Below are 21410 nucleotides of genomic sequence, written 5' to 3'. Positions count from 1 at the left end.
CCCCGTCCTCCGCACCCCCGCGGGGCAGTTCGAAGAACAAGAAGAGGTGGCTGTCGAGATGACTCTGCGACACGAAGCGTTTCTCGACCACGTCAAGGAACGCGGAGAGTACGGCACTGCGGAGGAAGCCGAACGCGCGGCCCGTGTGGTTCTCGCCCTGCTCGGCGCACACCTGGTCGGCGAGGTCCGCGCCCAGCTCGCGGCACGCCTGCCGGAGGGATACGCCCTGATCCTGCTCAACCCGCTCCAAAGCGCCGAGCCGCTGCCGCCGGAGCGATTCGTGCGGGCGACCGCCGCCTGGATCGAGGGCGCCACCGAGCAGACCGCGGCCTGGGACGTCAGCGCCGTGCTGTCCACAGTCGCCGACGCCACCGGCGACGAACTACTGGGCCAGATCCTGCTCCAGCTCCCCGCCGGCTACGACCTCCTCTTCGGCCGCCCCCAACCCACCTGACCACCGGGTGCCGCACACCGGCACCCACAAGACCCTGGCTTGACGAAAGGCATCCACCGCAGTGATCACCGACGTGCGCGCACCGCTCGAACACCAGCAGCCGTACTCGACGGCGTACGAGCAGATGCTGGAGAAGGTCCGCTACGAAGGCGCCTACCCCACCCGCGAGCGAGCCGACCAAGCTGTCCGTCTGGTCCTGGCAGGACTGGGACGCCAGCTGACCGGCGACGAACGCGTCGACCTGGCCGCCTGCCTGCCCCTGGAAGCCGCACGCGTCCTAACCGTCCAAACCCCCGACCCCCAGCCGCTGGGAGGCTGGGCATTCGTCAAGGACCTCGCCACCCGCAACGGTGCATCCCTGGCCACAACCCGGTGGGACACCGGCTCCGTCTTCGCGGCCGTCACCGCCCATGCCGGACCCGACCTCATCACCCGCATCCTGCACCAACTCCCCACCGGCTACGCACTGCTGTTCGGCCGCGCCGAACTCACCCCGGCCGCATAACCGGTCCAGGTGCCCTCCCGTCCGCACCATGACAGAGTCAAACGATGGCGCCCGGCTCCCGCACGCCGCAGCAAGCGGGGCGCGGAGCCCGGCGCCACATCGGCGCTCCGGACAGGACCTGAGCCCCGATGGAGACGCAGGCGCCGGACGCCCAACCGGCCCCGCCAGTACGCGCGGCGGCCAGCTCCGAAGCCGCCGGACAGGTGCTAAAGCCCGCCGTCTCAGGCCGAGGCAGACGTGGCCAATGGGCCGGCGGCGCCTGCCATGGTCGGATCGTCCCAGCTCGACTCGAAACTACGCCCCGCTCCTGTTGGCCAGGATGGTGGAGCACCATCGAATGCTGCCGTTGTCAGCTACCGGAGCCTTACAGGGCTGCAGGAGTTGGCTCGACCTGCGGTCTGCCTGTCACTTCCGGCGTGGTATCGCTCGGCAGTCAAGGGGGCGGCGCCAATGGGGAGCGGGGCTTGTTTGCTGGAAGACCGGTGCAGACGCTGTCGTTTCACAGTCAGGGCCTTCAGGAGACGCAGGCGTTTCTATCGTCGGCCTACGCGCCGATGAAGATCGGCGGCTGGCCGAGCGAGACGGGAGCCTCGATCTCGAGGCGACAGGTCGACGGGCTGATGATCGACAAGCTCGATTTCGACTACACCATGGCCACCGAGATGAGACGTACCGGTGCGAGGTGGGTGGGTCACTGCTGCTGAGTGCCATCCGGTGGCAGTCCTCCGGCCATGCGCGGGGGCGTCTCGGCCCACGCCGTCGCGAGGTCGGGGTGTACGGGGATGATGTCGTCATCGCCGCACAGAGCGAGAAGCCGCAGGACCTGCTCCGGCGGGGCGACCAGCGCGAGGCCCCTGGCTTCCTGGGCGCGGCGGCGCAGACGCAGCAGCGTGTTGAATCCGGACGAGTCGCAGAACGAGAGCTGCGAAAGGTCGAGGATGAGAGCTACGTCGGGTGACGACAACGCGGCAGTCCCTCGTCGATAGAGGCTGGGGGCGGTACTCATGTCCAGTTCCCCGGTGACGTGGAGCACCGCGTGGTCGACTTCGCACTGGGGCGGGGCGGGTCCCGGAGCAGCCTGGTTCTGGTGCCTATGGTCGGGCAGGCTCCCGTGAGCCGATTTCATGATCGCCTTCCTTTGTTTGGCCGTCGAGCGACGTGGTGCTGAGCCTGGTGCCCCGGGGTCGGAATACGCGGACGGCACGGCCGGCCCGCTGAGGCGCCCAGGTTCAGTGGCCGGTCCGGCTCTTTTTCAGCTCCGCTTTGCCTTCTCCTGCAAGGCGACGGCCGGCTTCTCGCAGCCGCACATCGCCGAGCGCCTTACCGTCCGCTTCCTGCTTCTTTCCACGTATGAGCTTGGCCGCCCCGCGAATGGTGCTCATGACTGCCCCTTCTGATCATTGTTGCTCTGCTGGCCGGTGCGCAGATCGCGCGTCTGCAGGACATACCCACCCACATACAGGGCAAAACGAGTGAAAGTTGTGCCATGTCAGGCGCAACGAGGCCAGGTCGCCACCACACTGCCGTGCCACGTCCATTGAGCTTCAGGCGGTGCCCCCTCACCTCCGCCGGGCTGGGCGCAGCGATCGCCGACTCCGGCCCGAACACGCATGGCTCCTGGCGGCAAGCGTGGCATCCATCCGTGGGTGAGTGACCAGACCGTGCCCAGCTACCCAGCTAGAATCTTTCCCTTCTGCAGCAGGGAGCCGCACGGCGGCGCTGCGTGTCATCACCGACATCAGCACGTCCAGATCGCTGCACCGCCGATGGGCACACCGCACCGCCAGCGCGGTCGTCGCACGGTGCGGCGTCCTCGACATCGGCGGGGCCGGGTGAGCGGGCACGCATCACGTCTTCGAGCTATCGGTCCAGACCGGCCTGCTGGTCGTGGGCCGAGCCGCTATAGATCGTGATCACCACGATGCCGTGCTCGTCGCCCTGCGACGGAAGTACTGCGTCCACGTTGCTCACCCTCCCCGGTCGTCGGCTATTGCCGGTACGTGTTTCCCATAGCGAGCTCCCCACCGCCGGTCGGGACGATCGGTTCGCTGCACGTCGGGATAACTTCGTTCCACGGACACGCAGCATCTGAGGCCTCACCTGCCCTGCGCTGTCGTTGCCGGATGCCCGACAGGCGGCGGCCGGCTTCTGTGCCAGGGCAAGCAGTTCTAAAGCCGAGCCAAGAATCGTCAGCACTGCGGCGAACAGCGAGCTCGCGGAGTGCATCGTCACCAGGACGAACGCGCCCACGACGCCCGGACAGAATGCGCGCCGACCCTTCTCAGCGCCATCCGTTCTCCGACACGTCTGAAGGAGACCGCTGGCTGATCATGAGGAGCGGCGCAGCCGGGTGGCAACGAGGCCAAGAATGACGGCGGCGCCCAGGATCACTGAACCGCGCGCCCAGACGGCCGCTTCCACCTGCGTCGCCAGCAGCACGCAGGAAGCGGCCCCGAGGGCCGGGAGCACCGTCGGCGCGCGGAAATGACCTTCGCATCCCGGCTCCTTCCGCAGGCCCAGCACCGCAAGGTTGACCAGCAGGAAGACGACGAGCAGGAGGAGTACGAGCGTGGCGGCGAGGGTGGCCACGCTGCCGGTCAGGGCGAGCAGCAGCGCCGGGAGGGTGGTGGCGGCGATCGCCGCCCACGGGGTGCGCCGCCGGGGCAGCACGCGTGTCAGGGCTTTTGGGAGAAGCCCGTCGCGCGCCATCCCGTACGCGAGGCGGGACGACATGATGCCGGTCAGGAGAGCCCCGTTGGCCACCGCCACCAATGCGACGGCGCTGAACAGGAGCGGGGGCACACCGCCTGCGGCACGCACCACCTCGAGCAGCGGGCCGCTGGACTCCGTCAGTCGCGCGGTGGGCACGGTCGCGGAGGCGGCGAGGCCTACCAGGACGTAAACCAGCCCGGCCGTGGCGAGTGCCGCGAACAGCGCGCGGGGATAGGAGCGCCGGGGGTCGCGGGTCTCCTCGGCAACGTTGACAGAGGTCTCGAATCCGACGAAGGAGTAGAAGGCGAGGACGGATCCGGCCAGCACCGCCGCCGCGGCACCCTTCTCAGGCGTGCCCAGTTGCAGCAGGCGCCCGGTGTCCGCGTCGCCGCGCAGCATCATCCAGGCCCCAAGGACGACGACGACCGCCAGTCCGCCGACCTCGACAACGGTGGCGACGGCGTTCGCCGCCATGGATTCCTTGATGCCCCGGGCGTTGACCAGCGCGAGGATCACCAGGAACAGGACGGCGACCAGGACGACGGGGAGGGACACGAATGCGGACAGGTAGTCGCCGGCGAAGCCGCGCGCGAGCGCGGCGACCGAGACGATGCCGGCGGTCAGCATGCAGAAGCCGGCCACAAAGCCCGCCCCCGGTCCAAAGGCACGGCCCGCGTAATGGGCCGCGCCGCCGGCGCGCGGGTACTTCGTCGCCAGTTCCGCGTAGGAGGACGCAGTGAGCAGGGCCAGTACGAGAGCGGTGACGAGAGGCACCCAGACCGCGCCGCCGGAAACAGCGGCCACCTGGCCGATCAATACATACACCCCGGCACCGAGCACGTCACCGAGGATGAAGAAGTACAGCAGCCGGGTGGACAACACACGACGGAGTGCCGGGGCGTCGCCCCCGGACCTTGACGGGGCATCGAGTGGTCGCATAAGACGCCCGTTCCCGCCCGCGGCAGTGTTACGCGCACCGTCGCACGCGTCCGCCGACCGCCGTCTCCCGGCGCGTCGCGGCACGCCAACGGGGCGGGTACCGAGCATCCTCGGCCGCAGTCTCGGGGAACCGGCCGCGGAAAGCCTGGGGCCGCCGGTCCCTGTGCCGATGCTCTCCCATTCGCCGCGGTTGCGGTAGCCCGGCTCCGTGACCGCGCCGCGTAACTTCGGTGAGGAAGTCAGGCGGAACACACCGTAGTCGCCGTAATGGACAGGCAGTTGGTGTGCCGGCTGATGAGGCCGAGGAGGGAGGCACCGAACGGCGCCCGCATCACGCTCGGACCTCGCGGCGCCCTCACCCTGGACTCGCTAAACGTCCGCCGGCTCAATGAATCACCCGTTCGACGAGGCCGCTCTGTGGGACAGTCGGTTCATGACCGGATTAGCGGATCCTCTCCGCTTCCTCAGCATGCTTGTCGCGTGGGTCGCCACGCCCTGGGCACTCGCCCCGCACTCCCTGCTCCTTGCCGTCGGGTCGGTAATTGTGCTGGTCACCGCACTGGCAGTCTTCGTCACCCCTGGAGACAACGGGATGGAGAGGGAAAAGATCCTCGTCCCGGTCCCGGGAGCGGTGACCATCTGCGTGGTGCTGATCCATTTCGTCGCGGCGATCGTTTCCTCCTGGGCGGCGTGGCCGACGTGGGCAGCGGTCGTTGTGACGGCCCTGGCCGCGACAAGTCTGGTCGCCGAGCAGCCCCGCTGGCGCAGCCTGCTCGCCGGGCAGAGCTCCTACGACTAGACCTGGCGAAGCAAGCCGAGGGGGCAACGGACTGGCCTCGGCTCAGAGCCGGACACTGAGGGCGGCACGGAGGCTGAGGGCGATCGAGCGAAGAGCGTGGCCAGCCAGGCCGCAAGCTGACCCTCGTCGTTGCGCGGCCGCCGTCGGGGGGTGAGATTCCGGTGCGCAGATCCCGATGGCCTTGCGGCCCGCGGGGCTCGCCGGCAGGCCGGCCCGTCTCGTCCGGGTGTCCTCAGGCGGTGCGGCGGTTGCCGTCGTCGTCGCAGGGCAGGTCGGAGGCGGGGTGGTTGGCGGTGAAGTCGCGCTGGGCCTGGCGTTCGGTCTCGGTGATCGCGGTGGCCGTGATGTCGATGATGCCGCCGAAGGGGCGGTCGACGTCGCGAATGATGACCAGGGCCGTGGTGAGCAGGGCGGTGATGACGACGAGGGTGACGATCTGACCGCGGTTGTTCCTGCGGGGCAGGCAGATCCCCAGCGCGGTGACGGTGATGACGAGGGTGGCTAGGAGGAACCAGAAGATGGTGGGCGGGATGCTGGAGGTCGCCTGGGTGAGGCGTTCCTCGCGTTCGTCGGAGCGCTTGTTGTCCGCGGCGACCAGCATGCCGAAGACCGGCTCGCCGGCGAGGGATTCGAAGGTCTCGCGGAAGCCGGTGGACCACACGCTCGGGGCGGGTGAGCCGTTGCCGTCGGCCATCGCCTCCCATTCCTGGACGCGTACGGCGCGGGCGTAGCAGACGGCGCCGGCCTGAATGCGGGCCCGTTGCGCGGCCGGAGCATATTCCGCGGTCTCCACCAACTGGTCCAGGGCGCGGGCCTCGCCGCGGGCGGCGACCTCGGCCTTGCCGTAGGAGCCGTTCGCGGTGACCAGGACGAACGACAGCAGCAGGACGGTCATCGTAAGCAGCGGGCCGACGAGGTCCTTGACCGCCATGCCCTCGTCGTCGTCGGCAGTGACCAACCGGGGGCGCAGCCAGCGGTTCGCGGCGAGACCGGCGAGGAGAGCCAGGGCGGCGACGACGATGACGAGGATCACAGAGGGACACCTTCAGGAGGGAGTCGGAGCCCGGCGGCCGGCCGGAGCGTCACGATCCTTTCGGTGCTGGTGGGACGGGTGGAAGAGGGGAAACGTTCGCTCGCCCCCGCCCGGGGGACCTGGGTTCGCCCAGGCGGACGAAGCAGCCCTATGACCTGGCCGGTCCTGGAGTTGCACGTCAGCAGTGAGGGGCGACCGACAGGGCGACTGGGCCGGGTCGCGGTCGGTGTTCGCTTGTTCGGGCGGTCACGGCGAGGGAGGGAACCGCTACCCCTGGCCGTCCGTAGGGCGCGGGCGTGCCCCGGGGCGCCAGGTGCGGCACCCGTGCGCCTCGTTGGCCGCGGGCGGGCCGGGGCCGGCCCGGTGCGGGGGCCGATCAGCCGGGGGCGAGGCGGCTGAGGTGCTCCCAGGAGCGGTACAGCTCCGTTTGTGCGCGGTCCATTTCCAGGACGTGGTCGAAGGACTGGCTGCCGACGATCAGCCGTCGGGGCGGGTCCGGTAGGGCGGCCAGTGCCATGACGACCGGGGCGGCGGTCTCCGGCTCGGGGCCGGTCGTGTCGCCCCACATCTCCTCCATCTCCGTGCGCAGGGCCTGGTAGTGCGGCAGGGGTTCGGTGGCGGTGGTGCCGGTGGTGAACAGGCCGGTGTTGTAGCCGCCCATCTGCACGTTGGTGACCTTGATGCCGAAGCGTTCGACCTCCATGGCGAGGGCCTCGCTGACGGAGTCCAGTGCGGCCTTGCCCGCGCCGTAGTAGCCGACGGTGGCCATGCCACCGCCGCTGCCCATCGAGGTGACCTGGAGAAGACGTCCGCCGCCCCGGGCGCGCAGATGGGGAAGGACCGCCTGGGCGACCCAGACGGCGCCGAAGAAGTTGACGTCGAGGTGCGCGCGGATCTGCTCCTCCGTGGCTTCCTCCACCATGCCGTAGAGCATGCCGCCGGCGTTGTTCACGACGATGTCCAGTCCCCCGAACGCGGCCGCCGCCCGCTCCACCCCGTCGAACACGCCTTGGCGGTCGGCGACATCCATGGAGAGCGGTAGCAGGTGGCCGGGGTACTTGGCGGCAAGTTCCTCCAGCGGTTCGACATTACGGGCGGCGGCCACCACCCGCTCGCCGCCCGCCAGGGCGGCCTCGGTGAAGGCCTTGCCCAGCCCGCGGGAGGCCCCGGTGATGAGCCAGACTTTCGATTCCGTCACGGATTCCCACCTCGAGTAAAGTAAACGGCCCGTCTCGTATCGATCAGCGTAGGACATCGGTCGGGTGCATGCAATACGGACCGTCTTGTTTTATTTGTGGAGTAGGCTGCCCCCATGTCCAACGAGAAGGGACCGGACCACTCCCGGCGCAAGGAGCGGTCCCGGCAGGCGATCCTCGCCGCGACCCGCGAACTGGTCGCGGAAGAGCCGTACGAGAAGGTCACCGTCGAGGCCATCGCCGCTCGGGCTGGCGTCGGCAAGCAGACGATCTACCGAAGATGGCCCTCAAAGAGCGCGGTCATCTTCGCCGCCCTACTGGCCCTGAGCGAAAATGCCGACCGACAGAACGACGAGCAGCCGGTCACACTGCCGGACACCGGCGACCTCGAGACGGACCTCAAACTCGTCATGCGGGCCACGGCGGAGGAGTTCGCCGATCCCGCCTTCGACCGGCTCATCCGCGCCCTCAACACCGAGATCGTCAACGACGCGGCGCTGGCGGCCGAGTACCAGGAGAAACTGGCCCGGCCACTGGACGAAGCGAAGAAGGCACGCCTGCGCAGCGCCCAGGAAGCCGGCCAGCTCAACCCCGACGCCGATCTCGACCTGGTCCTGGAGGTGCTCTACGCTCCCCTGTTCCAGCGGTGGCTGCACCGCAGCGCCCCGCTGACCGCCGCGTACGCCGATTCCCTCGTCGAATCGACCCTCCGAGCCTTCGCCCCCTGAACAGGAGCAGAGGGGACTTCCTCCCGCCGCACAGGAGGACCGGCTTGCCCGGCAGAGAGAAGTCGCCCTCCAGCCACGGGGTCGCCGGAGCCGCCAGTCGACTCACCGCAGACGCAGGTGATCTAACGCCACTCCTCACACCGGGCACACCTCGTCTTCCTGGCGCCGCGAACAAGTACCGGGTCTCGACGAAAGTTGGGACCCACGGCGGGTGGCTGTTCTGAGCGGATGCGCCAGTCGCACGACTCGTCGCCGAAAGGCAGCGGCGCGAACCGCGCTGGTACGCCGGAGTCTGAGCTGGAAAATGCGGCGACGCCGGGCTGGCGGAAGCACTCGGCTCACGGAAATGCCCCGGCCCTCAGCACAGCCCAGCATACGGAGCATGAGCATCGATGGTCGTCAGCAGGGCCGAGGCGGAGGTGCTCCGGTCGTGGAGGTGGCCGTACGCCACGGCGGTTGCGAGGACGCAAGGCTCGAGGCGCGCCCTCATATCGGCCAGGTCCCACTGAGCGTTGACGGCAGCTACCCGCGTGGCCTGCCCCATCGCCATTCGACCTGCACACTATGAGGTGGGCACGATGCCTTGACTCACCGGCGGGTCGGCAAGCTCAGACGGACAGCAGGAACCCTCCGATCTGATATTCCAGCCCTGGACGGAACTCCAGGTGCGGGATTGCGCTCCGCATCGCCGAGTACAGCGCGGGCGGTACCTCGTAGACTGCGGTCTCAAGGAAGTCGTCGTCCCTGGCGGGGAACAGGTCCCTGATCCCCAGGATCTCAACTCGGTTGAGGTCAGTGACATGTGCGGCTTGCTCGTCGCTATCCCAGCCGATGAGCTCCCACCCTAGGTTTTCGGTATCGGTGTGCTTCTCGTTCACCCGCCTACGATAAGCGCGGGCTGTCCACGACGTTCTTCCACCGTTGGTGATCGCGGCAGACGGCCCACATGGTCATCGCTACGGCCATGGCCAGGACGAGGTCGGTGAGCAGCGAATTTACCTTGGTTCCAATTCCCAGCGCCCCGGCGGCGACCGCTTCGAAAGAATCGACTCACCCCGCTCATGCCCCGACCGCCAGGAGTACGGAAGACCCGGCCCAAGCGGGGAGGTTGGGACACCGCAAAGCCGCGGCCACAGCCACGACGCCCCCAGGCCGAAGGGGTGAGCCTTCCCCACATGGGCGCATCACCAATGCAAGCGCCATGCGGCACCCTCAACTCTCCTACCCCTGCCCTGTACCGGCTCGTGTGCGTGTTGACACGAGAGGCCGGCGGTCACCCCTGAGGGCCATCGACGCCATCGGCGCGGCCGTCCTTCGCCTCTCAGCAAGGGAGTGTCGGGCGACCGCGTCACGAGGGGCTGAGGTCGGCCCTGGCGATGTGTCGCCGCCGGGTGGCCTGGGTCCTGACCCCTTCGATGGAGGTGACGTGGGCCTTCTGTCGGCTGGGCGCTAGGTGTTCTGTCCAGGGAGGTTGTGGACGGGTGATGCAGGTCTCGGCTGAGGCGGGTTGAACGGGTGAGGGCCTTCCGGGTTCGGTGTGGATTGCGACGTCTGCACCGACCAGAAAGGCCCTCGTGCCCCACCGTAATGCACCCCTGACCGAGACCGGACGCCTTCGCCTGGCCCGCTGCGTGGTCGAGGACGGCTGGCCTCTTCGCCGGGCCGCGGAACGCTTCCAGGTCTCACCGACCACCGCCCAGCGGTGGGCCGAGCGCTACCGGACGCTCGGCGACGCCGGCATGACCGACCGTTCGTCCCGCCCCCGCCACAGCCCGCGCCGGACACCGACCCGCACCGAACGCCGGATCATCAAAGTCCGCCTCCTTCGCCGCTGGGGACCGGCCCGCATCGCCCACCTGCTGGACCTCGTGCCCTCGACCGTGCACCGGGTCCTGACCCGGTTCGGGCTGGCCCGGCTGACTCATCTGGACCGCGCCACCGGCCGCGTCATACGCCGCTACGAACGCGAACGGCCCGGCGAACTCGTCCACGTGGACATCAAGAAGCTCGGCAACATCCCCGACGGCGGCGGCCACAAGGTCCTCGGCCGCCAGGCCGGCCGCAGAACCCGCAAGAACGCCGGCTACAGCTACCTCCACACCGCCGTCGACGACCACTCCCGCCTCGCCTACAGCGAGATCCACCCCGACGAGCGCAAAGAGACCGCGACCGCCTTCTGGACACGAGCCGAGAAGTTCTTCGCCGGTGCAGGGATCACCGTCGAACGTGTCCTGACGGACAACGGCTCCTGCTATCGCTCCCGTGACTGGCGCGACGCACTCGCGGCGGCCGGGATCACCCACAAGCGAACCCGGCCCTACCGACCCCAGACCAACGGCAAAGTCGAACGCTTCAACCGCACCCTGCTGGACGAGTGGGCCTACGCCCGCCCCTACCGGTCAGAGCAGGCACGACGCGACGCGTTCCCGGACTGGCTGCACTTCTACAATCACCACCGCGGACACACCGCACTCGCAGGCAACCCACCCGCCAGCCGCGTCCCCAACCTCACAGGGCAATACAGCTAGGCCGTGGAAGGCCTCCGTTGCTCGGGGCGTCGGCGAGCGCGGTTGCGAGGTCGTCCGGCGGCTGGACGGTACGGGGCGCGGTGTCCAGGGTGAACTCGACGTCGATGGCGTCGCGGCTATTGCTCCCGGATGCTTCGCGCTTGTCGGAGCTGAACGGGATGAGGCCCCCTCAGGGTGATGGAGGAGTGATAGTGGAAGCTGCTGACCGTGACGCCGACCGGCGCGCGCTCCCCACGCCCAGGGCTTCGACCACCTGCGGCGGCACCTCGATGCCGTGTTGTCCCTGCCCTGGAACGCCGTACAAAGGCGCAGCGGCCCTCACTCGTCGCCTGTCGCCGCGCCGCTTTGAGCGGCCGTTTCAAGAGGGTGACCGGCCCAGCGCTGGAACTCATCGCAGAGCACTGCTGCCGCAACACCGGTCAGCGCCGCCCCTTCGACGTGCTCTTGCAAGGTTGCGCACGGGCAGAGCGGGGTCGCAGCTGCTGTCGATAGCAACCGCCGGGCCCGCGACGCGTCCGGCGGGCAAGCAGTGTGGGCAATCTCCCCCCTCCCAATAAAACGGATACGTCATCCACCTTTGCTACAGTTCCACCAGGCGGATAACTTATCCGATTACTGTGGAGGGGTGTATGCCGAAGACAGCTGTGGTCACGGCCGGCACAGGGGGCATCGGTTTGGAGACGGCGCTGGGCCTGGCTGCGGCAGGGTTCGCTGTCACTGTGGTGGGGCGCGACCCCGGCCGGGGCGCCGAGGCGGTGCAGCGGATCAGCGCGACCGGGCCGGCCGTTTTGGCCCGGTTCCTGCCCGCGGACCTCGCTTCGCTCGACCAGGTCGCGACGCTGGCCGAGCGCATCGCTGCGGACCATGCCGCATCGGGGGATCAGTTGACGGTGCTGGTCAACAATGTGGGCGCAATGTTCGCCAACCGGCAACAGGTTGACGGTGTCGAGGCGTCGTTCGTCGTGAACCACCTCTCGCCGTACCTGCTGACAGAGTTGCTGCTGCCCACGCTCGTCGCCGGGGGGCCGAGCCGGATCGTGAACGTGACCTCCGCCGCGGTCGGCGTCGCCAAACGCAGCTTCCACGCCGTGGAGCCGCCGGGCGGCTACTACGGCTTCCACTGGTACGGGCGCGCCAAGTTGGCCAACCTCGCCTACACACTCGACCTGGCCAGGCGGCTGGACGGCACGGGCGTCGGCGTCTTCGCCGCCGATCCGGGAGGCGCCGCGACCGACATGACGAACGGCACTCTGGCCGACCCCCGGATCGTCTCCCCGCCATTGCGGGTGCTGTGGCCGCTGGTGCGCCGCCGGTTCATCCGTTCCACATCCGGTCCGGCATCCGTAGCAGCACGGCCCTCGATCACCGCCGCCACCGACAAAGCACTGACCGACCGGACCGGCCTCCTCATCGGACCCCGGGCGCGCCCCACCAACCCGTTGCGTGCAGCGACTGACCCGCGCCTCGTCGAGGCCGTACGCCAGCTCAGCGAAACTCACGCACCGGCTGCACGCACGGCGGACCGCTGAGCAGCCGGCGGGGGGCGAGTCGAACGACCCGCCCCCCGCCGGGCTCCGTACGCCCCGCATATGATCGGCCGACCCCCGCCTACGACAAGCAACCTGGAATCTGGATGCCGACCACACCGCTGCGCAAGGACGCCGCCCGCAACTGGGAACGGATCGTCGCCGTCGCCCGCGACCTGGTCGACCAGGGCACCACACTGCAGCTCAACGATGTCGCACGCCGCGCAGGCGTCGGTGTCGCCACGGTCTACCGGCACTTCGCCACGCCCGAGGCACTGCTGGAGGCCGTCGCCGCCCCGTGCCTGGAAACCCTTGTCGCGCACGGCGAGCAGGCCATGGCGGACAGCGATCCCTGGCGTGCGCTGAGGAAGTTCCTCTCCCGCGTCGTCGAAGCACAGCTCACCGACGCCGCCCTACCTCCGGTCGCCGCCGCGCCCGTCGACGCCCTGCCGCGCACCACGGATCTCAAACAGACACTCGCGGCGGTGGGCGCTACGCTCCTGGACCGGGCCCGCGATGCCGGAGCCGTCCGCGCAGATCTGGCTGCCGCCGACCTCGTCCCGCTCATGTGCGGCATCGCCCACGCCGTGAATGTCCACGGCGGCTCAACCGCCGACCGTATCGTCACCGCTCACCGCTACCTCGCCACCTTGCTCGACGGCCTGCGTCTCGCACCCTCAGGATGAGCAACTCCTCATCGTCGTGTGGAGGGCCAGGCGTCAGTCGATTTGCGTCAACTCGGCCGTCGACGGCATCCCGTCGGTGGAGACGTGGACAACCCGAAACGGCGCCGCGGCAATGTGGCACACCGCAGACGGCTCGTTGAAGCCTTGCTCGTCGGACACCTCGCCGTCACTGCGGCTGCCTCGGGGGTTGAGGGTCAAGGCGCACTCGTCGCGGCCTCCGGACATGACTTTCGTCATCGTCATAGGTGACACAGGTGCTGCCACACGAGGACGTCCGAGAGCATGTCGGCGGCCGTTTCCCTCGGAGGATGGAAGCAGAGCCGCAGACGATCGCGAGGTGGAAACGATGATGAACGGTGTACGCGACGCGGTGTTCCTGCCACGTCATCCGCGGGCTGCGGCCGAGGCAAGACGGGTGCTGGCGCGAGTCGCGCCCGACGGCCGGGGCGACAGCGGGACTGCACGTCTGCTGCTGTCGGAAGTCGTCTCGAACGCCGTTCGCTACGCGCGGGGCGAAGAGATCCAGGTCGTGATCTCTTTCGACGGGACGACCGGCGCCATCACCGGGGCCGTCTTCGACGGAGAACCCGTGCTCGGCGCCGGGACTTGCCCCCGGCGACGGCGTGAGCGGGAGCAATTGGCGGAGTCGGGGCGCGGCTTCGACCTATTGGACATGCTGGCGGAGACGTGGGGCGTTGCGACGGTGGGCGGAGCCGGGAAGTGGGTGTGGTTTTGCGTCCCCTCCGGGGAGGAGGAGGCATGACGGGGTCACGGAGGGGTGCGCGAGGTGGCGGGTGGCAGTGGCAGTCGCATCCGGAGGCGGAACTGGTCGGCTTCTGGTGCGGCTGCGAATTCTCCTCCCAGGAGAGTCGCGCGTTCGCGCAGGCCGATCAGTCCGTTGCCGCCACTGGGCAGGTCGAGGCTGCGCGGTTTCGTTGCGGGTCCGTTGAGGACGGAGAGCTCCACGTCGCGCGCCGTGGTCGCCACGGTGATGCGGACGGGCGCACCTGGTGCGTGTTTGGCGGCGTTCGTCAGCGCTTCCTGCACGGTGCGGTGGAGAGTGTGCTGGACCACCGTCGGCAGAGTGTGCAGCGAGCGGTCGGCGTTCAGCACGATGTCCGCCCCTGCGGTTCGGGCGGAGGCCACAAGGTCCGTGAGGCTGGGCGCCGCACGGGGCCCGGTGCGGGGTTCGTGGCGTCGGGTGCGGCCGGGTGTGAGTACGCCGAGAACTTCGCGGAGTTCTTCGAGGGCTTTGCGGCCCTCACTGCGGATCTGTTCGGACCGCTCGGCTACCTGATGGGGGTTGGCCGGGGTGGATACGCGCAGGGATCCGGCGACGAGCACCATGTGGCCGACCCTGTGCGCGACGACATCGTGCATGTCCCGGGCGATCCTGGTGCGCTCCTCCTCGCGGGCGCGGGCGATGAGAAGAGTGTTCTCGCGTTCGGCTCGCTGGAGTTCGGTGTGTGCGGCGTCCGCCAGATCCCGCCGCAGTGCCACCGCGTAGCCGGCTGCGAGCGGGCCGATTGCCAGGGCGAGGGTGTAGCCGGCTTCTCTAGTGTCCCAGGCATGCCCCCCGAGGAGTCCCGCTGCATCAGCGACACAGCCGATGGCGGCGTAGGCGAAAAGGATGCGCGGCCTGCGGTGATGGGCAGCGCCGACGGTGAAGAGCGCGACGGCAAGGGCAAAGGGGGTAAAGGCCAGCACATGGCAGGCGATCACAGCGCCGGCGACGGCGTCGGGATACCGACGGCGCCATGCGAGCAGCAGGCCCGCCGTGGCGGACACAGCTGCCACCCAGGTGATCGAGGCCCCTGTGAGCAGCCCGTTCGAGCGCTTGACCCAGCTGTCCCCGACACCGACGAAGATGGCGAGCAGGGTGATGACAGCGTCGATCCTGCCCGGCGTCCACGCTGATTCCCACGGTCGCGGGCGGGACTGGCCCCGTCTGGTACCGGGCCCTTGGCTGCGGGCTGGCGCTCCGATGTCGGCGGAGTCATTGTCGGCGGCGGGCAAGGCTCAGCCCTCGAGTCCGGCCCGGTAGGCGAAGCGGGCCGCACGGACACGGTTCTCTGCGCCGATCTTGCGGAGCAGTCGACTGACCTGGTTCTTGACGGTCCCCTCGCTGGCGTGGGTCAGCTCGCCGATCTCGGCGTTGGCCAGTCCTCGGCCGATGAGAGCAAGCAGCCGGCGGTCCTTGTCGCTGAGGCTGTCCAGAATCCGCTGCTCCTGGTCCGTCAATAGAGTGTCTCGCTCGGCAAATCGTTCCAGGAGGGGTCCTGCCACGACAGGGTCGAGGACGCCGTGGCCCCGCGCCACGTGCCGCACGGCCCGCAACAGTTCCTCCGGGGGACTGTCCTTGAGCAGGAACCCGTGGGCGCCCGCCCGCAGCGCCTCGTCCACGTAGGCGTCCCCGCCGAACGACGTCAGGATCAAGATCGCTGGCGGTACGGGCAGGGCGCGCAGTTCACGGGTCGCGGTCAGACCGTCCATGCCGGGCATGCGAATATCCATCAGGGCGACATCCGGACTGGTCCGCCGCGCCATGTCGACCGCGCTGCGCCCGTCCCACGCCTGGCCGACGACGTGCACGTCGGCGGCCGACGCGAGGATGTCGCCGAGACCGCGACGGACGATCTCGCTGTCGTCGGCGATGATGACGCTGACCACCATGGGCCCGGTTCCTTTCCTGTGCCGGCTCCGTCGTGCCTTCCCTCATTAAAGGATCTCCGTCACGCGTTCGCGTGGCTGACGCGCGCCCGCCCATGTTGTTGACGTCTTGCGCTTGTGGGTCGCCCGGGCATGGCTGCCCTCGATGCGAAGGCTGTGACCTGGCGTGGTGTCGCTGGGTGGACAGGAGCGCGTAGCGTCAGGGGCGAGCGGGGGGCTGCGACCAGTCGGGAGGACTGGGCATGCAGACGTTGTCGTTTCGCAGTCAGAGCCTGGAGGAGACGCAGGAGTTTCTGTCGTCGGCGTACACGCCGATGAAGATCGGTGGTCGGCCGCAGGAGACGGGGGCGTCGATCTCGCGGCGGCAGGTCGACTCGCTGATGATCGACAAGCTTGATTTCGACTACACCATGGCTTACGACGCCGGCGCTTTGGAGAAAGTCTGTCTGATCACGGTGCACCGGGGTTCGATGGTGGACCTCACCGACGGCCGGGACGACGTGTGCGGCCCCGGTGAGACGTATCTGATCGCCCCACCCGATCTGCCCTACGTGGGCGAGGTGCGGGGGGCGCGGTACACGATCGCGATGTTCGACCCCGCGCTGCTCGACGCTGTGGCCGTGGCCGGGACCGGCAACGGTGGGCCGGTGCGGTTCACTGGCCTGTTCCCCTCCGACGCGGACGGTCACCGGCGCCTGGGCTCCACGATCGCGTTCCTGCGCGACAACGTCCTCGCCGACCCGAACGTCAGCCCGCTGGTCGCCGAGACCGCCGCACGCCACCTGGCCGCGGTCACCCTGGCCACGCTGCCCACTACCGCCGCGGCGGACGAACCCGGGCTCGCCGACAGCCGCGACGCCCACACCGAGACCCTGCGCCGCGCCATGGCGTACATCGAGGACAACGCCCACGAGCCCATCAGCATCGCCGACATCGCCACCGCCGCGTTCGTCACGCCACGGGCCGTGCAGTACGCCTTCCACCGGCACGCGGGTACCACGCCGCTCGCGCATCTGCGCCGCGTCCGTCTGGCCCGGGCCCACGGCGATCTGCGCGACGCCGCCCCGCACAGCACCAGCGTGAGCGAGGTCGCCGCCCGCTGGGGCTTCGCCCACGCCGGCCGCTTCGCCGCCGGCTACCGCGGTATCTATGGTGTATCCCCCAGCACCACTCTGGACGCCCCTTACTAGGTGGCGCTGTCCCGTGAACCGGCAGGGCCGGCACGAGGTTCGCGCACGGCGGCGCTGGTGCAGCGGCGGGCGGTCCTGACTCGGCCTGGACGAACCTCTCACCAGCGAGTCGGGGTGAGCCGCAGTTCAGCCCGCTGCGGGAGCGGAGCGACAGCGATCACCTTCGCCCAGCGCCAACCGGAGCGCGGTCGCCCCCAGTGGGGGCTTCGCCCGCCCGGGCCATCCGGCGCCGGAGTTCGGACCGGTTACCGTCTCTCGCCCCGCGGCCCCTTCGAGACCGGAGCGCGCCCGGTGCCGGGGGTGCGCATCGTCGAGAGAGGCAAGGCGTCGTCGTGCAGGGTGCGCGACGGGGCGGTGACGTAGGCGCGCCGGTAGGCGGCAGTGAAGTGGCTCGGGTTGGTCCACCCCCAGCGTGCCGCGACCGCGGCGACCGTGGTGCCGTCGCCGTGCTCGGCGACGGCGAGCTCTGCGTGTGCCCGCTCCAGCCGCACCCGGCGCAGGTAAGCCATGGGTGAGGTGTTCAGGTGGCGGGCGAAGCCGTACTGCAGGGCTCGGCCGGTGACGCCGGCGGCCTGTGCGAGGTCGGCCAGTGTCAGTGCGCGTGCGGCGTGGTCGTGGATGTGGTCTACGGCCCGCCGCACTGCCGCCGGGCCGACCGCGCCGGGGCCGCGTCCGCCGGGGCCGGGCGGGGCGAAGCTGCTCGGGAAGACGTCCAAAGCGGTCACGGCGACGAGACGGGCGACCGTGTCCGCCACCAGCGGCGCTACCCGCCCTCCACTGACGACCTCGTCGGCGTAGCGGACCATCGCCCCCCAGCGTTCGTGCAGGACCGCCGTGAGCGGCATCAGGGCGTGCAGGTGCAGCGGGGTCTCGTCGTCGGGAGGGTAGCCTGCCGCGGCCCGTAGCCGGTCGACGGGCAGGGACACGGTGCGGGCGTCCATGGTGTCCAGGCGGCCCTGGTAGCCGGCGCCCGGGTCGCACGGTGCCCACGCCTGCCCGGGCCCGGCATTGACGCCCAGTCCGCCTGAGCGGGTCTCGATGCGGCCGGACTCCAGGTAGGTCACCGCGAACATCGGGAACTCATCGACTTCGAAGCTGAACCGGCATGGCATGCTCATCTCGTCCACGTACAGCCCGGCCGCCTCCCAGCGGGACGCTTCGAGGACGGGAGCCGCACCGACCCCGTCGAGTGTGAGGCGGGATGTCAGCCCGTACAGGGTGTGCAGGCTCTCCACGACCGCCTGCTCGCCGACCGCCCTCACCCGTAGCGGGCCACCCTTCTGCGCACTGTCTGTCGCTGTCACTCGTACCCCTCGGACGGAGGATGTGCCACCGGCTTCCACGCATACGGCACGGTATGCCGCGTCGGCAAACGGCGGGCCGCTTTGCGAAACGTTTCGGCGGTTGGCAGTCACATCGCGCACTTAGCCTGCCGCTGCCCCTGGCCAACTCGATGCCTTCCTGGGTCAGTCGTGGCGCCGGTCGCCGTCGTCCGCGGGGCCGGTGTCGCCCATGGCCCGCCGGTCCTCCTCGGTCCACTTGCGGGTGTCCTGAGGCTCGACGTACGGCTCCTCCTGGGCCGGGTGGCCCGCCACGATGGCCCGTTCGCGGTCCATCTCCGCGTCGAACTCCAGGCCGAGCAGGATGGCGAGGTTGGTGATCCACAGCCAGACGAGGAAAATGATGACACCGGCGAGGGTGCCGTACGTCTTGTTGTAGGAACCGAAGTTCGCCACGTAGAGGGCGAAGCCGGCGGACGCGACCATCCAGATGACCAGGGCGAGCAGACTCCCCAGGGTCACGAACTTGAAGCCGCGGCCCTTGGCGTTGGGGGCCACCCAGTAGAGGATGGCCAGCATCAGGGCAACCAGCAGCACCAGCACCGGCCACTTCGCGATCGACCACACCGTCAGCGCAGTGTCGCCGATGCCGAGCGCGCTACCCAGCTCTCGTGCCAGACCGCCGGAGAGCACCACCATCAGCGCGGTGGCGCAGGCCAGGATCAGCAGCAGCAAGGTGAGACCGACGCGGATCGGCAGCACCTTCCAGACCGGGCGCCCTTCGGGCAGGTCGTAGACGGCGTTGGAGGCCCGGATGAAGGCGGCCACGTAGCCGGAGGCCGACCACAGCGCGCCCAGCAGGCCGACGATCGCGAGAATCGAGCCGACTCCGGCGCTGCCCTGCAACTGCGTCACGGCGTTGGTCAGGACGTCGCGGGCCGCGCCCGGCGCCAGTTTCTGGATGTTGTCGAGCACCGACTGCGTGGTCGACTCCCCCGCGATCCCCAGCAGGGAGATCAGCACCAGCAGCGCGGGAAAAAGCGCCAGGATCGCGTAGTAGGTGAGCCCGGCGGCACGGTCGGTCAGTTCGTCCTTCTTGAACTCCTTCAAGGTCCGCTTGAGGACCGCTTTCCAGGACTTCTTGCTCAGATCAGTCGGGGTGTCCGGCGTTTCCCCTTCCACTCTCGAGCCAGATGATGCGTTTTCAACCTTTTGTTCTCTTGCCATACGGCGAGGGGTAACCCGCTTCAGCCAAGCCATGCCTCGCTGCCTCCGCCACTCGGCCTACGGGGCGCAGCCCCGGTTCCGGCTGTGCCATGAGAGCCAGAACCGGGGGCGGAGCACCCTGCACATGGCGCCGGGGCCAACGGGGGGCGGGAGAGGCATCAGCCGGGCCAGGCGCCGGTGAGGCGGTGCACGGTGGTGGCGCCGGCGCGGTCCACGCCGGCCTTCACCGCGGCGAAGACCGCGCCCTGGAGGGTGGCGGCGAGAAGTACTTCGCGCCAGGTGCGGTCGGGGTCGGTGGCGTCGGGGGCGTCGTCCTCGTCGTGCCCGATCTTCTTCCAGAGCTGCTTGAAAACGGCTCCGGCAAGGACTCCGCTGACCGCTCCGAGGGCCATGCCGAGGGGCTTGTAGGCGACCTTTGCGGTGTTCACTTCCTCCACCTCCTGGACAGGAGAACTGCGAGGGCGAGGGCGGCTGCGCCGGCGATCAGCAGGCCCTGATGCTGCCGGGCGGCGGCACCGGCCTGGGCGGCATGCTGACGCACCGGCTCCGGAGTGCGGTCGTGCGCCGCGTGCAGAAGCCCTGCGGCCCTGTCCTGCGCGTCGTGGGCGACATCGCGGGCCCTGGCCTTGGCCGCGTCGGCCTTCTCCTGCGCCTGCGTCTTCACATCGGCCTTGCCGGCCAAGGCTTCGAGGGTGATGCCGAGTTCCTCGCGGGTGCCCTGGACCTGCTCGCGCAGCTCGTCGGGACCGGGGGCCTCGCTGCTGCGGCTGGTGCCATTGCTGTTGCTGTCGTGAGTCATCGGTGCGCGCTCTCCTTGATCCTCGCGGCGTCGGCCTTGACGCTGTCAACGGTGCGTTCGGGGGCGGGGGAACCAGCCTTGCGGACTTCCTTCTTGCCCAGCAGCGCGAGTACGCCCGCGACGACGAACAGAACGGCCGTGACCACGAGCGCGGCAAGCCACAGGGGCCACACCAGATCGAGCGCGATCACCACGGTGGCCACCAGCACCTGCAGCGCCAGTACGGCCGTCAGTCCAGCGCCGCCGAACAGACCGCCGCCGCGACCGGCGCGTTTACCCTTCTCCTGCATCTCCGCCTTGGCCAGCGCGAACTCTTCACGCACCAGCCGCGTCATCTGCTGCGACGCATCCGCGACCAGTTCCGCCACCGACTCGTCCCTGCGAGACGGCGACGTACCCATGAGCCTGCTCATCGTTACCTCCCGTGCGGCGCCTCGCGGCAGGTAGGACCACGCGCGTTCCCGTGCGTGACCGGCGGCGCCTGTCGCACGCGGTACCCATGGCCGGAGAAGGTATGCAGAGTGAAGGAGACATAGCGGGCGTCCGGCAGAGCGTGCCGGGAGCGGCACGTCGGCCAACGTCCCGCCTGCTCCCACCCGCGATACAGCCTGCCATTCCGCTTCCCGGAACAATCGCCCCGGAAATGCCACGCAAGAGGGCTCGATGAGGTGAAAGGGCTCCGGCCTGGGCGCGCGCTGTCAGGCGCCCAGAGCGCTGTCCAGGGTGTCGTGGCACGGGATGACCTGGTCGATTCCGACCATGCTCAGCAGTCGGATCACGACGGACGAGGGCGCAGCAATGTGGAGGCTTCCGCCGCTCGCTCTGTGGGACTGATACGCGGCAAGGAGGGTGTTGATGCCGGTGGAATCCATGAAGGTGACCCGCCTCAGGTCCACCACGGTCCGGATCGCGCGCCCTTGCGGGGACTGGAGAGCGTCACTCAGCGGCTGCACGTTGTGGTGGTCGATCTCACCCGCTGGGGTCACCACACGGACACCGTCGATCGCCTCCGTGCTGACCTGCAGCCGGTCGTAGTACCCGGGTTGTTCTGAACGCGTCCCATCCTCCTCAGCCATGCGCACTATCCTGGCACACTGGACCGTTGCGCTGCAGTCAAGGTCACTGGCGAGGACTCTGC

25 protein-coding genes are annotated in these 21410 nt (G+C 69.2%); 10 read left to right on the top strand and 15 right to left on the bottom strand.

What is annotated here, in order from left to right; genetic code table 11:
* Positions 1–58 precede the first annotated feature (58 nt).
* The 3 genes from JE024_RS35550 (at position 59) to JE024_RS35540 (ending at position 1663) form a co-directional block, all read left to right on the top strand.
* Positions 59–454 carry a DUF2267 domain-containing protein gene (locus JE024_RS35550; RefSeq protein WP_205377970.1) on the top strand — a complete coding sequence of 132 codons (396 nt, stop codon included), beginning with the start codon at positions 59–61 and terminating at the stop codon, positions 452–454.
* A 61-nt stretch (positions 455–515) separates the two neighbouring features.
* Complete coding sequence (locus JE024_RS35545) at positions 516–959, top strand: DUF2267 domain-containing protein (RefSeq protein ID WP_205377969.1); 444 nt, start codon at positions 516–518, stop codon at positions 957–959.
* Between the two features lie 482 nt (positions 960–1441).
* Positions 1442–1663 (top strand): hypothetical protein, encoded by a 222-nt coding sequence (locus JE024_RS35540; protein ID WP_205377968.1) that lies wholly within the window; start codon positions 1442–1444, stop codon positions 1661–1663.
* Here the strand turns inward: JE024_RS35540 and JE024_RS35535 are convergent.
* From JE024_RS35535 to JE024_RS35525, 3 genes are all read right to left on the bottom strand, one after another.
* A complete protein-coding gene (locus JE024_RS35535; protein WP_205377967.1) occupies positions 1651–2085 on the bottom strand; it encodes an STAS domain-containing protein in 435 nt (144 codons plus the stop codon). The two genes, JE024_RS35540 and JE024_RS35535, sit on opposite strands and share 13 nt — an antisense overlap.
* Positions 2086–2188: 103 nt before the next feature.
* On the bottom strand, positions 2189–2341 hold the full coding sequence (locus tag JE024_RS35530; protein ID WP_205377966.1) for a hypothetical protein: 153 nt from the start codon (positions 2339–2341) through the stop codon (positions 2189–2191).
* Positions 2342–3287: 946 nt separating this feature from the next.
* On the bottom strand, positions 3288–4610 hold the full coding sequence (locus JE024_RS35525) for an APC family permease (RefSeq protein WP_205377965.1): 1323 nt from the start codon (positions 4608–4610) through the stop codon (positions 3288–3290).
* Between the two features lie 433 nt (positions 4611–5043).
* Here JE024_RS35525 and JE024_RS35520 point away from each other — a divergent pair, with 433 nt between their 5' ends.
* Positions 5044–5409, top strand: a complete 366-nt coding sequence (locus JE024_RS35520; RefSeq protein WP_205377964.1) for a hypothetical protein — start codon at positions 5044–5046, stop codon at positions 5407–5409.
* Positions 5410–5641: 232 nt separating this feature from the next.
* Here the strand turns inward: JE024_RS35520 and JE024_RS35515 are convergent, their stop codons facing one another.
* Both JE024_RS35515 and JE024_RS35510 read right to left on the bottom strand, forming a co-directional pair.
* Positions 5642–6442, bottom strand: coding sequence for a bestrophin-like domain (locus tag JE024_RS35515; protein WP_205377963.1), 801 nt, complete (start codon positions 6440–6442; stop codon positions 5642–5644).
* Positions 6443–6818: 376 nt separating this feature from the next.
* Entirely contained in the window at positions 6819–7640 is an 822-nt protein-coding gene (locus JE024_RS35510) for an SDR family NAD(P)-dependent oxidoreductase (RefSeq protein ID WP_244883422.1), read from the bottom strand.
* Between the two features lie 114 nt (positions 7641–7754).
* Here JE024_RS35510 and JE024_RS35505 point away from each other — a divergent pair, with 114 nt between their 5' ends.
* Entirely contained in the window at positions 7755–8366 is a 612-nt protein-coding gene (locus JE024_RS35505) for a TetR/AcrR family transcriptional regulator (protein ID WP_205377961.1), read from the top strand.
* A 608-nt stretch (positions 8367–8974) separates the two neighbouring features.
* Here JE024_RS35505 and JE024_RS35500 read toward each other — a convergent pair.
* On the bottom strand, positions 8975–9244 hold the full coding sequence (locus JE024_RS35500) for a hypothetical protein (protein WP_205377960.1): 270 nt from the start codon (positions 9242–9244) through the stop codon (positions 8975–8977).
* Between the two features lie 696 nt (positions 9245–9940).
* Between JE024_RS35500 and JE024_RS35495 the strand changes: the two genes are divergently transcribed.
* The 3 genes from JE024_RS35495 to JE024_RS35485 all read left to right on the top strand — a co-directional run bounded on the left by JE024_RS35495 (position 9941) and on the right by JE024_RS35485 (position 13106).
* Positions 9941–10894, top strand: coding sequence for an IS481 family transposase (locus JE024_RS35495; RefSeq protein ID WP_205377959.1), 954 nt, complete (start codon positions 9941–9943; stop codon positions 10892–10894).
* 629 nt (positions 10895–11523) lie between these two features.
* Positions 11524–12423, top strand: coding sequence for an SDR family NAD(P)-dependent oxidoreductase (locus JE024_RS35490; RefSeq protein WP_205377958.1), 900 nt, complete (start codon positions 11524–11526; stop codon positions 12421–12423).
* Positions 12424–12527: 104 nt separating this feature from the next.
* Positions 12528–13106 carry a TetR/AcrR family transcriptional regulator gene (locus tag JE024_RS35485; RefSeq protein WP_205377957.1) on the top strand — a complete coding sequence of 193 codons (579 nt, stop codon included), beginning with the start codon at positions 12528–12530 and terminating at the stop codon, positions 13104–13106.
* Positions 13107–13139: 33 nt separating this feature from the next.
* Here JE024_RS35485 and JE024_RS35480 read toward each other — a convergent pair whose 3' ends face one another.
* Entirely contained in the window at positions 13140–13343 is a 204-nt protein-coding gene (locus JE024_RS35480; RefSeq protein ID WP_205377956.1) for a hypothetical protein, read from the bottom strand.
* A gap of 109 nt (positions 13344–13452) precedes the next feature.
* Here JE024_RS35480 and JE024_RS35475 point away from each other — a divergent pair, with 109 nt between their 5' ends.
* A complete protein-coding gene (locus tag JE024_RS35475; RefSeq protein ID WP_244883639.1) occupies positions 13453–13869 on the top strand; it encodes an ATP-binding protein in 417 nt (138 codons plus the stop codon).
* 5 nt (positions 13870–13874) lie between these two features.
* Here JE024_RS35475 and JE024_RS35470 read toward each other — a convergent pair whose 3' ends face one another.
* Together JE024_RS35470 and JE024_RS35465 are read right to left on the bottom strand one after the other, a co-directional pair.
* Positions 13875–15122, bottom strand: a complete 1248-nt coding sequence (locus tag JE024_RS35470; RefSeq protein ID WP_205377954.1) for a sensor histidine kinase — start codon at positions 15120–15122, stop codon at positions 13875–13877.
* 3 nt (positions 15123–15125) lie between these two features.
* Positions 15126–15779 (bottom strand): response regulator transcription factor, encoded by a 654-nt coding sequence (locus JE024_RS35465; RefSeq protein WP_244883420.1) that lies wholly within the window; start codon positions 15777–15779, stop codon positions 15126–15128.
* Between the two features lie 239 nt (positions 15780–16018).
* On the opposite strand from JE024_RS35465, the gene JE024_RS35460 reads away from it, so the two are divergent.
* Positions 16019–16966 (top strand): helix-turn-helix transcriptional regulator, encoded by a 948-nt coding sequence (locus JE024_RS35460; protein ID WP_205377953.1) that lies wholly within the window; start codon positions 16019–16021, stop codon positions 16964–16966.
* Between the two features lie 245 nt (positions 16967–17211).
* On the opposite strand, the gene JE024_RS35455 is transcribed toward JE024_RS35460, so the two are convergent.
* The 6 genes from JE024_RS35455 to JE024_RS35430 all read right to left on the bottom strand — a co-directional run bounded on the left by JE024_RS35455 (position 17212) and on the right by JE024_RS35430 (position 21348).
* The gene (locus tag JE024_RS35455) at positions 17212–18270 is read right to left on the bottom strand and encodes an AraC family transcriptional regulator (RefSeq protein WP_205377952.1); all 1059 of its coding nucleotides are present in this window, start codon (positions 18268–18270) and stop codon (positions 17212–17214) included.
* 162 nt (positions 18271–18432) lie between these two features.
* Complete coding sequence (locus tag JE024_RS35450; protein WP_372449901.1) at positions 18433–19473, bottom strand: YihY/virulence factor BrkB family protein; 1041 nt, start codon at positions 19471–19473, stop codon at positions 18433–18435.
* A 158-nt stretch (positions 19474–19631) separates the two neighbouring features.
* Positions 19632–19901: a DUF4235 domain-containing protein gene (locus tag JE024_RS35445; protein WP_205377950.1), complete on the bottom strand. Its 270-nt coding sequence runs from the start codon at positions 19899–19901 to the stop codon at positions 19632–19634.
* Positions 19898–20272, bottom strand: coding sequence for a DUF3618 domain-containing protein (locus JE024_RS35440; protein ID WP_205377949.1), 375 nt, complete (start codon positions 20270–20272; stop codon positions 19898–19900). The genes JE024_RS35445 and JE024_RS35440 overlap by 4 nt, the downstream gene beginning before the upstream one ends.
* A complete protein-coding gene (locus tag JE024_RS35435; RefSeq protein WP_205377948.1) occupies positions 20269–20685 on the bottom strand; it encodes a phage holin family protein in 417 nt (138 codons plus the stop codon). The genes JE024_RS35440 and JE024_RS35435 overlap by 4 nt, the downstream gene beginning before the upstream one ends.
* A gap of 285 nt (positions 20686–20970) precedes the next feature.
* Positions 20971–21348: an STAS domain-containing protein gene (locus tag JE024_RS35430; protein ID WP_205377947.1), complete on the bottom strand. Its 378-nt coding sequence runs from the start codon at positions 21346–21348 to the stop codon at positions 20971–20973.
* Positions 21349–21410 lie beyond the last annotated feature (62 nt).

The sequence above is a fragment of the Streptomyces zhihengii genome (assembly GCF_016919245.1).
GTDB classification, from domain to species: domain Bacteria; phylum Actinomycetota; class Actinomycetes; order Streptomycetales; family Streptomycetaceae; genus Streptomyces; species Streptomyces zhihengii.
Note: the sequence above shows the minus strand (reverse complement) of the source record. Positions and strands in the feature narration are given on the sequence as shown.